Source organism: Arcticibacterium sp. SM2516 (assembly GCF_057914865.1).
The window spans coordinates 5,201,803-5,214,664 of record NZ_CP195290.1 but is presented as its reverse complement, the minus strand read 5'-3'; the positions used below and the strand labels follow the sequence as shown (position 1 = coordinate 5,214,664).

Genomic DNA, 12,862 nt, shown 5'->3' with positions numbered 1-12,862 from the left:
TTTTTCAATTAGTAAAGTTTCACTCAATAATTTCGAAATCTATATTTGATTCAACTCAATATTCTAAAACCCTTTCGGGAATTAATTTCTTTATTTACGCTAGTTTTTTTGACCAATCTAGTTTTGGTATGCCTTGCAACCCTAAATAATCTACGCTATTAGCATTGCCAGCTGGACTGAAAACACATAGATGTTTAATACTCCATCTACGCCCAGCGTTTAAGGCTAAAGTCCAATTTATCTTTGATTTCTTTTTGGTCTGAGGAAGCTCTGCTAAGTCATCTATTTGACCTTCAAGCGAATGATAAGAACCACCTCTAGGAGCTATTGTCTCATATATGATTAAGCCATATCTTGAAGCATAAGTAGGACTACCGTTAGTCGTTTCTTTTATTAATTTGAGAGAAAACTTAGAACCGGCTGAACTAGATTTATTGGTTAATTCATAAGTCTCCTTATTATTAATTAAACAAGCATTATTATCATTAACCGAATCAAATAAAGTTTCAGCTACCATTGAACAAGAAGCGTCCATTGGAGTAATCATTACCGTAATGGCAACAAACAAGGTGGAATACAAAAGGATATACCTTTTTTTAAGTAAGTTTTTTTTCAAATCAATCAGTTTTTATAAATTCACTCAGCAACTAAAACTCCCTCAAAGAATTATTGTTACCATAATACAAAATAAAAAAAAGCAACATCATCAAATTCCCAAAAACAGCATGTTCTACAAGGCCTCAAGGACCTATAAAAATTATGCCAGTATTCAGGAATGCACGATATTACTTTCGGAAAAAGCCCCCAGATGCACCCTAAGGGCATTTTAAAGACTTTATTTTTATTTCATCGAAAAACGGCAAGCGTCATTCTTCGAAGTCAATAATATATATGCAAATACCGTGCTAAAATGACCCCACTAAATAATTTTTACTTTTCATTTTATTAGACCTGCCTTTCTACATTAGGTCACATTCTTCGTTAATTTGTATCTCATTAATTTAAACATTGCTGACGTGAAACTTTGGAATAAAGACAACGGGAAAAAAGTCCAGGAGAATATTGAAAAATTTACAGTAGGTCAAGACAGGGTTTTGGATATACATCTAGCTCCTTTTGATGTACTGGGCTCTATGGCACATGCCATCATGCTTGAAAGCATTGGTCTATTAGAAAAAGAAGAGCTCTCTTCCTTAATAAAGGAATGCAAATTAATTCTTGAAGATATTGATAGTGGTGTGTTTGTTATTGAGGATGATGTAGAGGATGTGCATAGTCAAGTAGAACTAATGCTCACTAAAAAACTTGGAGATACTGGAAAAAAAATTCACAGCGGGAGATCTAGAAACGATCAAGTTTTAGTGGATTTAAAAATGTATCTCAGACAAAAAATTGAAGAAATTTCTAAGCAGGTTTTTTCCCTTTTTGAAACCCTCATTGAAAAAAGTAATCTACATAAAAATGACCTCCTTCCGGGTTACACCCACTTTCAGATTGCCATGCCTTCTTCTTTTGGACTATGGTTTGGTGCTTATGCAGAGAGTCTGATAGATGACCTTACTTTACTGCAGGCTGTCTATAAGATAGTCAACAAAAACCCTTTAGGCAGCGGAGCTGGCTTTGGCTCATCCTTCCCTTTAAATCGAACTTTAACCACGGAGCTCTTGGGCTTTGAAGACCTAAATTATAATGTGGTCTATGCCCAAATGACGAGAGGAAAAATGGAATATGCCGTCTCTTCCGCCTTGAGCAACCTCGCCAATACCCTTTCTCGTTTGGCCATGGATGTCTGTCTTTATAATAGCCAGAACTTTGGTTTTATTAAACTACCTGAAGAAATAACAACAGGTAGCAGTATAATGCCTCACAAAAAGAATCCTGATGTCGCTGAAATTTTAAGAGGAAAAACCAACTTACTAAAAAGTCTCCCTACCCAAATTAACGCTCTGCTTTCAAATTTACCTAGCGGATATCATAGAGAATTACAATTGCTTAAAGAATTGGTAATCCCTGCGTTTGAGAACTTCTCTGAATGTCTTGAGATTACAGCATTCATGATTAAAGAAATGGAGGTTAAAAAGAATATCCTAGACGACCCAAAATACGACCTAATATTTAGTGTAGAGAACGTAAACAACCTGGTTTTAAGTGGCGTTCCTTTTCGGGATGCCTATAAAATAACGGGTGAAGGAATTAACGAAGGCAAATTTATTCCTGATAGAAGTTTAAACCATACACTAGAGGGAAGCATGGGTAACCTTTGCAATGACGCTCTTTCTAATAATATGAACGCAGTAATGGATTCCTTTAACTTTGTTAAGGTTGAAAAGGCCTTTGAAAAATTAAAAAAACGCCCATTCTAGTATCTGGAATTTGAGCATAAAAAAAAGCATTCGATATGATATCGAATGCTTTTTTTATGTCTTTACAGAAATGAGTTCTTCTTAGAAACAAGAATCATCACCGTTTGAGCAACATCTAGAGAATCTCTTGCCCATTTTTTTGTATTGTTTCTCAGTGATTTGAATATACACTTTACCATCATCACCAACTTTCATCTCTTGTTTAGTGAAGTTGGCTTTAAGGTCTATTGGTAAGTTTATGTTTCTTTCAGAAGGCTGATTGCCTTTGTCATCACAAATTTCAACAGCATGAGTAAGGTTGCTGCTTCCAGTTAACATATATTGAAGTGCAGAGGCTCCAGCCACACCATATTGTCCTAAACAAAGGTATTTGTCAGCAGATTCTCCCTTCGTTAATTTTCCTGCTTTAGTAGCATGAGCTATAACTGTAACAGTAGGGTTATGCTCCTTACTTACCACTTCACTAATGGCGTCGTTACCCGCAAAAAATAATGTTTGTTTCTTTTTACCTATTACGCCATCACTACTTCCATCCATTGTTTCAGCGTCAGCCTTATCAATCTCAGGAGCAGATAAACCTTCCATTGTTTCTGATGCCATATCTGTGGCACACACAGGATAAGATTTCTTAAGCACTTTAAAACGTTTCTTGGTCACATCCATTCTAATGGCACCATCACTTCCGAAGCTAGTTTGACCTTTTTCTAAATTAAAATCTAGGTTTACAGGTATTTTTAAATCTATCGCAGAAAGTACATTTCCATTTTGGTTATCAATAGAAACTTTCTCAGATGCACTCGTAGAACCTGAGGCAGCATACTCGTAAGCTACATTAACAGGAACACTTAATTTACCCAAACAAAGGCTTTGACCACCATAAGAAGCTACTAATTCCACCTCTTTAGTATCCTTTAAATAATCGCCACTGGCAATTTTACCATCACCAGACAAATTAATACTCTGCTGAACTGTTTCTTGACAATCTGGACATTGAACACATTCACAAAATGGGTTTGCTTTATTATTAGCACTCCAAGAAGAGAAGTTATTACACTCTGGACATGGAATATTTTGATCACAAGGAGGAATATCTTGATAGAAGATATTACCGCAAGTCTTCATGATATAAACGAAACAAGGTCCATCTTTTACAAAAATTTGATACCCTTCAAAGTCCTTTCCGAATTTAGCTTTGAAATACTTAGTACTTCCTGAGCCCATCCAACCTACAGCACCCGCAGGTACAATCACTGGAGTTATATCACTGGCATCAAAATCAGGATCATTAGCCCCTGTATAACCCAGAGTTCTTAATAATCTATCCAATTCAGCTGCCTGTCTTTTACCTCTTTTTTTAACACTTTTAAGGTGAGAATAAGCTGAAGCCGCAGTATGTCTACTAATACGACCAAACTGAGGATTAGTCCCTAATTTATTAAGGACTTTCGGAGCGGCACCTTGTGGCATGGTGGTTACTACTTCTTTATGGAAAAACTTATTTAAAGTTTCTACACAAGGAACTGAACCCTGAGCATTAGATAATGTACTAAATGCTACAGTTAGCAGAAAAGCACCGATAAGAATGAAAGGCTTCTTCATTTGAAAAATTGTTCTTATTTAGTTATGAGAGAGTAAAAATACAATAAAGAATCGTTAGAAATCAACAAACTCAACACTAAAATATTAAAGAAAAAAACGGTACGATTTTTTACAGTTAGCCTAATTATCTTGCAAAAGTGCTTTTTTGAAGAAATTTGGGGAATATCATATTTAATAGAATACTGCTATTTTTGCAGATAGAATATTAAAAACCAAACATCATACATGAGTTTATTAACAGTAGGGTCCGTAGCATTTGATAAAATAGAGACTCCTTTTGGCAAAACTGACAAAATAATTGGTGGGGCAGCCACTTTCATTTCATTAACCGCTTCTTATTTTACAAAGAAAAATAACTTAGTAGGTATTGTGGGTGGTGACTTCCCTTCAGAGATGATTTCTACTTTCCAAAAGCATGGCATAAACACCGACGGCCTAGAAGTAGACCCAAATGGAAAAACTTTCTTCTGGTCCGGAAAATATCATAATGATATGAACAGTAGAGACACGCTTGATACTCAGCTGAACGTCTTAGAGAATTATGAGCCTACCATCCCAGAAGGATACCAAGATTGTGAATTTCTAATGCTAGGAAATATGGTGCCCGCTGTTCAGCACGCCACTTTGAATAAATTCAAGAAAAGACCAAAGTTTGTGATGCTAGACACCATGAATTTATGGATGGATATTGCAATGGATGAACTAAAGGCCGTTATAGCGGATATAGATTGTCTTACCATAAACGATTCTGAGGCTCGTCAGCTATCTGGAGATTATTCTTTAAGAAAAGCGGCTAAAACCATTTTAACAATGGGTCCTAAAACTTTGGTGATAAAAAAAGGAGAACATGGTGCACTCTTATTTCAAGGAGAAAAGATATTCTTCTGCCCTGCTTTACCTTTAGAGGACGTGTTTGACCCGACGGGTGCTGGAGATTCTTTTGCTGGAGGTTTTATTGGCCACTTGGCAAAAACAGATGATTTATCTTTTGAAAACATGAAAAGAGCCATGATTTACGGTTCTGCAATGGCGTCTTTCTGTGTAGAAAAATTTGGAACCGAAAGACTATTAAATCTTACAAGCGAAGAAATTGCAGATAGGGTAAAAGAATTTATTAGCCTTTCTAGTTTTGAAATAGCTTAAACTTCTTAACTATTATAACAGCGGTAGGTTTAAATTAGAATCCTCCGCTGTTGTAATATTGCCTTCTCCTACTCACTTTTAGGTCTGACAGTAAAGACGAACGCACCCTTAGGTCAAAGCTATAATTAGAGGCTCTACTAGAATTCCCTGCAATCGGCGTCCAGTTAAAGCTCATATCCCAGCAGTGCAGCTCCCTCATCATTCCGATATTAGTCAGGGTCACCTCTTTATAAACAAAATCCCAACCTGTACTATAGGTTACTTTCCATTTTGGGGTTAAACTAAAATCTCCCTGAAACTGTAAGGCCTGAGTTACTCTGGCGTCTGCCAGACCTTGCTTATTATAACTTATGGTATAAGCAATACTTAGGCTCCAAGGAATAGAGAAATCAACATAGGCCATGGGATTAGCTTTAATAAAACGTTCCATAGCTTCTCTAGCAGGATCTACATTTGGATTTTTCTTTTCTGGTTGCTGCTTGGTCTTGTCGAAAGTTTTAGGACTCAGTTGCGTATTAACCGACACATTAAAATTACTCAGATAATTACCCACATCTATTCCAGAGTTTTCAGCATCCTTTACCCATTTATATTCTGTTATTCTTTGCCCAGCCAAGTTGCTTGATATTAAATCATCTTTTTCATACTTATAAGGATCGATAGTTCCTCCCACATTTAACCTTATTAAGTTCTTAAACAAGGTACTATTGGCACTCATGTTAATATTAGAAAGGGCAAACTCTCCGAGAGAACTCTTGGCAAGAAGGTTATAACTACTATTAATACTAAAATTATCCAACAAAGAAACCTTCTCAAATTCACTTTGTGCGGTATCCGATTTACTCCTAAACTTAGCCTCGAGTTGATTAGAAATACCAAAGCTAATATTGGCAGCCTGGGAGCCTATACCCGCAGAAGAATTCACAAATCTCGGCAAATACTTCTGAGTTTGTTGACCCGTGCTATCCTCACGAATAACGGTATTAAAAGCATATTGACCCTCCGTATCTGGCGTATAGCTTAAACTCACAGATGGTGAAACGGTATGTCTTATGGCCTGCATTCTTCCATTGCCATTAAACCTGTAAGTACCATAAACCCTCGTGTTCATACTTGCTCCAAAGGAATAGCTTTGCCCAAAAGACAGTCCATTAAGCGTGTCTATCACCACTACTCCACCACCATTGGCATCGGCCAAAACCGTTAAATTCTGATTTTCATCATAAGAGTAAGTTAAGGAATCCTGTCCTTCAGTAGACTTTACAGTTACTATTCTTCCATCGGTCAGTTGCACCACCTCTTCTCCTACTCCTGGACCTACATAAGTATATTTTAATTCCTTCGTATAAATGTCTCCTTTGTAGGACATACTCGGAGTCAAATTAATAAACTTAGCAATTTTGATATTAGGTAAGGCTATAGGCACCGTATAGGAGGTGTTAAAAACGCCGTTTTTCAATATATTATCAATACCTGTAATAACGGGACTATCCAAAGCCTCTAATTCCGCTTGATAAAGTGTTCTTAATTCATCAGATAAGTTTGAGGAATTAAGTAAAAGCTCTAACTCTTGTTTCCTTCTTTCTTCGATGGTAGAAATTGGTTCGTTAGAAATTCCTGCAATATTATAATCATTATAACTGGTAGACCTTGCATTGTTCTGGTTTGTTACCGAGTATCCTCCATTTAAGGTTAGTCCTACCCTAAAAGACTCGTACCAATTTCCCACTTGTTTTTTTTCTGGCACAAAGGGGTTGAACTGATTTACAGCTAAACTATAGGTTCCACCACCATTTAATACCTTCGTTGATACATTTTGATTTATTCTTAAAGCCGTACTGGTTCTTATTAACTTTCCAAAGTCTTTAGAATACTGAATAGAGGAACCAAAGGTATTGCTAGTATACTGGTCAACAGCATCTAGTCTTACGTTGTTCTGATTAAAGCCATTACTTACAATATTGACAGAGGCAGAAAAACTTCTATCTGTTCTTTTATTTTGAGGTGAATGTGACCAAGATATATTAAAATCCCTTGAGGTTGGTTGTAGAGAAAGTTCGTCTCCTGGTTTATTATTATTAAACTGAAGGTTCAAGTTTCCCGAATATTTATATTTTTTAATATACTGCGACTGCACTCCTAAACCCCAGCTACCTTTGGAGTAAATTTGGGCTAAAACTTTGGCTCCGATATACTCACTAAATGCGTGGTAATATCCAAAATCTCTAAAGTAGTAACCTCTACTATTAGGCTCTTCTCCATAGCTCCCCATAATAAATCCCGACGTACCTATTTCCTTTTTCTTTGGAACAGGAAAGAAACCAAACGGCAGCCCTATTGGCAAAGGAACACCCGCAAGAACCAAGTTAAACGGTCCAGAAATAATAGATTTCTTATTAACCAGCTTGATTTTCTTAGCGGCAATATGAAAATGAGGCTCTGCCAAATCGCAAGTAGAGTACTTGGCATCTACTAAATAAAGATTATCTGTCGGGTCTTTTTTTACCGTTTTGCCCTGAATTATACCTTCGCCTTCTTGTGTAACTATACCTTTAATTATGGCCTTTCTAGAAGTAAAGTTGTATCGAATCGTATCCGTATTATAGCTATCTGCCCCTTGAATAAAAATAGGTTTGCCTTTGACCTTCTCTCCTACCAATTTGGTAGAATCTGGCATACCGTGAGCAAAAACCTCGCTAATACCCCAGTTCATACGGATGTAATCTGCTTTTAATTTAATATCACCATACTCCACCACAGCATTACCATAAAGATATATGGTTTCACCATCCACATCCATTATGGTAGAATCTTCTGCCGTATAAACCACTGTGGTTTCCAAATTACCATCTGCACTTACCAAAGAATCTGCAATAACAGACTTAACGGTATCCTTTGGAGCGACCAAAGCGTCTGTTTGGGAAAAGCATGCTCCCGAAACACATAGGAATAATAAAACCAAAGGGCTCAAAAATGGTTTGAAAACATCTCTGAAATTTATGAAAAGCAGCAAGACAATATTTTTAAATTTTTCCTGTTTTATCAAAAAAGTTAAATTTGAGGTACAAAAGTAGTTTAAAAGTGCTTCCTTATAACGTAATTGAGCTACAAATATCGTGTTAAAATAACCTAAATGACACTTAATTATGCTTTCCAAAAAACCATTTATAATCGCTTTCCTATTAATTTCTACATTGTTTTTCTCCTTTTGCACGCTAAAACATTACCCTGGAAACTCCATCCAGAAAGTGGTGATTGATGCAGGGCATGGAGGAAAAGACCCCGGCACTGGAAACGGGAAAGAAAAGAGGTACGCCCTAGATATTGCCTTAAAACTGGGTGATAAAATAAAAAGAAATTTAAAAGATGTAGATGTGATTTACACCAGAGATTCTGATGTTTTTATACCTCTTAATACCCGTGCCGAAATTGCCAATAAAAACAAAGCAGATTTATTTATATCTATTCACTGCAATGCCTTTAGCAGCTCCCATGCCAGCGGCACTGAAACCTATGTGATGGGTCTTCATAAAACAGAAGCTAACCTAGACTTGGCTAAAAGAGAGAACAACGTTATTTTAATGGAGGACAACTACACCAAAACCTACAAAGGCTTTAATCCAAACTCTCCTCTGGCTCATATTATGCTAGCCAACTATCAAAGTGCATTTATGAATCAAAGCATGGATTTTGCTGCCAGAGTTGAACAGCAGTTTACTAAGCACGGAAACAAAAGCCGTGGTGTAAAACAAGCTGGTTTTTTAGTTATATGGGAAACCACCATGCCTAGTGTTTTAATAGAAACTGGTTATCTTTCTAATCCAAACGATGCCAAGATGTTAGGTACAGAAAATGGTCGAGACAATATTGCCCAAGCCATCTATACGGCCTTTAATTCCTACAAGACCGACGTGGAAAGGAATCAATAAGGCATTATATTTGTATCGTTAATGGTATTCACAGGCATAAACAGCAAAAAATGAAAATAACGAAGGAAGCGAAGGTAGGTTTGTTAGGTATTATTTCGCTGGTTGTACTATATCTTGGCTTCAATTACCTCAAAGGATTGGATTTATTCTCTACAGAAAACGAGTATAAAGTGGTTTTTAAAGATGTTGAAGGACTGAAGACGTCGAACATTGTAACCTATAAAGGCGTTAATGTGGGTCGTGTTATGAAGTTAGAAACAGACCAAAAGAATGACCAAATTAGAGTGACCCTCGCAGTTAGGAAACAAATAAAGATTACAGATAAGACTGTAGCCCTTTTAGTAGACGATGGCCTTATTGGTGGTAAACTGATTAAACTTCAAATAGCTCCTGGTGCCAGTTTACCAGAAGGTGGAGAAATTATTGGTGGCATAGAACTGGGGCTGGCTGATGCCGCTATTTCTAAAATAACACCTGCTCTCCAAAACGTGGACTCTTTAATTATCAACCTAAACCATGTTATCAAACAATTTGACCAGACAGGCTATGCTCTCAATGAATTATTAACCTCGGCTAATAAAACCACTGATGGTCTAAATTTGGTGGTAGCACAAAATACCAATGGTTTAGCCAAAGTCATTTCAAATGCAACCACTGTTACGGAAAATTTGGGCGTAGTAACTGGTAACTTAGATGCTCAAATAGCCCCTATCATGCAGCAGGCTGGAGAATTTACTCAAAAGCTAAGTACGCTAGAGTTGGAAAAAACCGTAGCAAACCTAAACACGGCTATTAGTGGTTTACAAGATATCTTGGCTAATGTAAACAACGGTCAAGGTACCTTAGGAAAACTTACTTCTGACGATTCACTTTATCTTAACTTAGACAATACCGCAGCTTCATTAGACGCTCTTCTTTCTGATTTAAAAAACAATCCGAGACGATATGTACATTTTTCTCTTTTTGGAGGAAAAGACAAGAAGAAAGATAAGGTAGAATAATATATTAAACCAACTTTATCCCTTCTGGTTCAATAACAATTAGCTTTTGTTTATAAAGGCTACCGATAGCTCTTTTGAAAGATTTTTTACTCATTTCTAATAAAGACTGAATCTCCATAGAATCAGATTTATCTGAAAGTGGAAGGAATCCTTCATGGTCCTTTAAGGTTTCCAAAATCTTCTTAGCGTTAGGCTCATTGATGTTTTCAAAGCCTTGTTTTTGAAGGGTAATATCAATTTTTCCGTCTTCACGAACCACTTTTACAAACCCTTTGGTGGTATCTCCCCAAGCTACTCTTTGGAATATCTCATTTTCATAAATCAGTCCACGATATTTATGATTTACAGCTACATTATAACCCAGGTCGGTTTTATCCAAAATAAGTAAGTCAACCTCCTCGCCCTCTTTCAGGTCAATGTCTTCAAACTCAAAGTGCCTATTTAGTCGACATGAACCTACTAACCTGTCCGTTTCGGTATCTAAATAAAGATAAACTACCGTATAGTCTCCTTCTTTTAGTTTTTGATTTTGCTCTCTAAAAGGAACAAAAAGGTCTTTTTCTAAACCCCAGTCAAGAAAAGCACCAATTTTGGTGGCGGCACTTACCTGTAAACAAGCGAACTGATTAAGCTTAATTAAGGGTTCTAGTGTAGTGGCAATAACCCTATCCTCAGAATCTCGATATAAAAAGACGTCTATATCGTCACCCACATTTAGATTCTCAGGGATATATTTATGAGGCAAAAGCACATCATTATTTTCGTCGTCACCTAGGTAAAAACCTACAGACGTTCCTCTTAAAACCTTTAATAAATTCTGTTGTCCCACTTTTAGCATGCTCAAAGCTAGGGAATGTTCATCGGACATTAATTAATATTTCATAATTTTGCGTTCTTTTTAAAGAAGAGAGCTTGAAATGACCTAATCATTTCATTATACAAAGATTAATACAGATGTTACTGAACGAGCAAGAAATCCTTAGAAGGCAAAAGAGAGAAGAATTAATGGGTATGGGTATCAATCCCTATCCACCAGAACTTTTTGAAATCAACGCAACTTCTGCCGAAATAAAGGCAGGCTTTGACGCAGAAAAAGGAAATTTCAATCAAATAAGCCTTGCGGGTAGATTGATGAGTGTACGTGGAAAAGGTAGTGCAGCTTTTGCCGAACTTCAAGATAGCTCTGGAAGAATCCAGGTCTATTTCAGAAGAGACGACATTTGCCCAGATGAAGACAAAACCATGTATAATATTGTCTTCAAAAAATTGCTTGACATTGGCGATATTCTTGGAATCACGGGATATGCTTTTATCACACAGGTAGGAGAAATTTCTATCCATGTAACATCTTTCAAAATACTTAACAAATCTCTCAAGCCTCTTCCAATCGTAAAGAGAGACAAAGACGGTCATGTTCATGACGGTTTCACAGACCCAGAACTAAGATTTCGTCAGCGTTATGTAGATCTTATCGTAAATCCTGAGGTTAAAGACACCTTTATTAAAAGAGCAAAGATTATCTCTACTATGAGAAACATTTTTGACGCCGAAGGCTGGCTAGAAGTAGAAACGCCCATCTTACAACCCATACATGGTGGTGCTGCCGCAAAACCATTCGGAACTCATCATAATACATTGGACATTCCTCTTTATATGAGAATTGCCAATGAGCTTTATTTGAAAAGGTTGATAGTTGGAGGATTTGACGGCGTATATGAGTTTGGTAAAATGTTCAGAAATGAAGGTATGGACCGTACCCATAACCCAGAATATACCGCTCTAGAATTCTACGTAGCTTATAAAGACTACGAATGGATGATGGACATGACCGAAACCATTCTTGAAAAAGTAGCCATAGCGGTGCATGGTAAAACAACTTTCCCTCTTGGTGAAAACGAAATCAACTTTGCAGGACCTTTTGAAAGATTAAGCATCCTGGGTTCTATTGAAAAGTATACAGGTGTGGACCTTACAGACCTTTCTGAAGAAGAGACACGTGATTATTGTAAGCAGTGGGGTATAGAGATTGACGATTCTATGGGTAAGGCCAAATTGATTGACGAAATTTTCGGAGAGAAAGTAGAGGCCCATTTGATACAGCCGACATTCATTATTGACTATCCTGTAGAAATGTCTCCTTTAACTAAAAAACATAGGTCTAAAGAGGGCTTAGTAGAGCGTTTTGAGCTCTTTGTTAATGGTAAAGAGCTAGCCAATGCTTATACCGAGCTTAATGATCCTATTGACCAAAAAGAGCGTTTTGAGGACCAACTAAAACTAGCTGCCAGAGGAGATGAAGAAGCCATGGCCATGGATGACGACTTCCTAAGGTCACTAGAATATGGAATGCCACCTACCTCAGGTATTGGTATAGGGATAGACAGACTCACGATGTTTTTGACGAACAATAGCAGTATTCAAGAAGTATTATTTTTCCCTCAAATGAGACCTGAGAAAAAATCACATGCCGCTACCACCGCAGAATATACTGCAGCTGGTGTGTCAGAAGAATGGATTCCTGCTCTTCAGAAAATGGGAATTTTGACTATAGAGGCTTTAAAAGAAGCCAATCCGAATAAAATATTTAATGACTTAGGCGGAATGCGTAAAAAACTAAAAATTGACGCTAAACTACCTTCTAAGGAAGATATTGAAAACTGGATTTCCTGAAAAAGCACTAATTTAAAGCATTTTAAGACTTATAACTTCAGCCCCCCTTGCTATTAGCAAAGGGGGTTTTTTTTGTTTCAAAGTACTAATAAGATATCTAAATCACACATTTTAAAGTATAAATGGCTTCCAATTAAAATTGATTCCACCTCAAATA

The 12,862-nt window shown here is 36.9% G+C and carries 9 protein-coding genes; 5 read left to right on the top strand and 4 right to left on the bottom strand.

Annotated elements, in window-relative coordinates:
* Positions 1-94: 94 nt before the first annotated feature.
* The gene (locus ACSBFT_RS21380) at positions 95-616 is read right to left on the bottom strand and encodes a hypothetical protein (RefSeq protein WP_489602367.1); all 522 of its coding nucleotides are present in this window, start codon (positions 614-616) and stop codon (positions 95-97) included.
* 400 nt (positions 617-1,016) lie between these two features.
* Between ACSBFT_RS21380 and argH the strand changes: the two genes are divergently transcribed.
* Positions 1,017-2,363: an argininosuccinate lyase gene (gene argH / locus ACSBFT_RS21375; RefSeq protein WP_489602366.1), complete on the top strand. Its 1,347-nt coding sequence runs from the start codon at positions 1,017-1,019 to the stop codon at positions 2,361-2,363.
* A gap of 81 nt (positions 2,364-2,444) precedes the next feature.
* Here argH and ACSBFT_RS21370 read toward each other — a convergent pair whose 3' ends face one another.
* Positions 2,445-3,962: a DNA gyrase inhibitor YacG gene (locus ACSBFT_RS21370; RefSeq protein WP_489602365.1), complete on the bottom strand. Its 1,518-nt coding sequence runs from the start codon at positions 3,960-3,962 to the stop codon at positions 2,445-2,447.
* Between the two features lie 225 nt (positions 3,963-4,187).
* Between ACSBFT_RS21370 and ACSBFT_RS21365 the strand changes: the two genes are divergently transcribed.
* Positions 4,188-5,105, top strand: a complete 918-nt coding sequence (locus ACSBFT_RS21365) for a PfkB family carbohydrate kinase (protein WP_489602364.1) — start codon at positions 4,188-4,190, stop codon at positions 5,103-5,105.
* A 34-nt stretch (positions 5,106-5,139) separates the two neighbouring features.
* On the opposite strand, the gene ACSBFT_RS21360 is transcribed toward ACSBFT_RS21365, so the two are convergent.
* Positions 5,140-8,118: a putative LPS assembly protein LptD gene (locus ACSBFT_RS21360; RefSeq protein WP_489602363.1), complete on the bottom strand. Its 2,979-nt coding sequence runs from the start codon at positions 8,116-8,118 to the stop codon at positions 5,140-5,142.
* A gap of 133 nt (positions 8,119-8,251) precedes the next feature.
* Here ACSBFT_RS21360 and ACSBFT_RS21355 point away from each other — a divergent pair, with 133 nt between their 5' ends.
* Both ACSBFT_RS21355 and ACSBFT_RS21350 read left to right on the top strand, forming a co-directional pair.
* Complete coding sequence (locus tag ACSBFT_RS21355) at positions 8,252-9,034, top strand: N-acetylmuramoyl-L-alanine amidase family protein (protein ID WP_463045723.1); 783 nt, start codon at positions 8,252-8,254, stop codon at positions 9,032-9,034.
* A 50-nt stretch (positions 9,035-9,084) separates the two neighbouring features.
* Positions 9,085-10,035 (top strand): MlaD family protein, encoded by a 951-nt coding sequence (locus ACSBFT_RS21350; RefSeq protein WP_489602362.1) that lies wholly within the window; start codon positions 9,085-9,087, stop codon positions 10,033-10,035.
* Positions 10,036-10,039: 4 nt separating this feature from the next.
* Here the strand turns inward: ACSBFT_RS21350 and ACSBFT_RS21345 are convergent, their stop codons facing one another.
* Positions 10,040-10,903, bottom strand: a complete 864-nt coding sequence (locus tag ACSBFT_RS21345; RefSeq protein ID WP_463046179.1) for a CvfB family protein — start codon at positions 10,901-10,903, stop codon at positions 10,040-10,042.
* An 86-nt stretch (positions 10,904-10,989) separates the two neighbouring features.
* Between ACSBFT_RS21345 and lysS the strand changes: the two genes are divergently transcribed.
* The gene (gene lysS / locus ACSBFT_RS21340; protein ID WP_489602361.1) at positions 10,990-12,705 is read left to right on the top strand and encodes a lysine--tRNA ligase; all 1,716 of its coding nucleotides are present in this window, start codon (positions 10,990-10,992) and stop codon (positions 12,703-12,705) included.
* Positions 12,706-12,862: the final 157 nt, after the last annotated feature.

Coding starts and splice junctions, on each gene's coding strand:
- ACSBFT_RS21370 (WP_489602365.1), bottom strand. CDS start 3,962: ATGAAGAAGCCTTTCATTCTTATCGGTGCTTTTCTGCTAACTGTAGCA.
- ACSBFT_RS21365 (WP_489602364.1), top strand. CDS start 4,188: ATGAGTTTATTAACAGTAGGGTCCGTAGCATTTGATAAAATAGAGACT.
- ACSBFT_RS21355 (WP_463045723.1), top strand. CDS start 8,252: ATGCTTTCCAAAAAACCATTTATAATCGCTTTCCTATTAATTTCTACA.
- ACSBFT_RS21350 (WP_489602362.1), top strand. CDS start 9,085: ATGAAAATAACGAAGGAAGCGAAGGTAGGTTTGTTAGGTATTATTTCG.
- ACSBFT_RS21345 (WP_463046179.1), bottom strand. CDS start 10,903: ATGTCCGATGAACATTCCCTAGCTTTGAGCATGCTAAAAGTGGGACAA.
- lysS (WP_489602361.1), top strand. CDS start 10,990: ATGTTACTGAACGAGCAAGAAATCCTTAGAAGGCAAAAGAGAGAAGAA.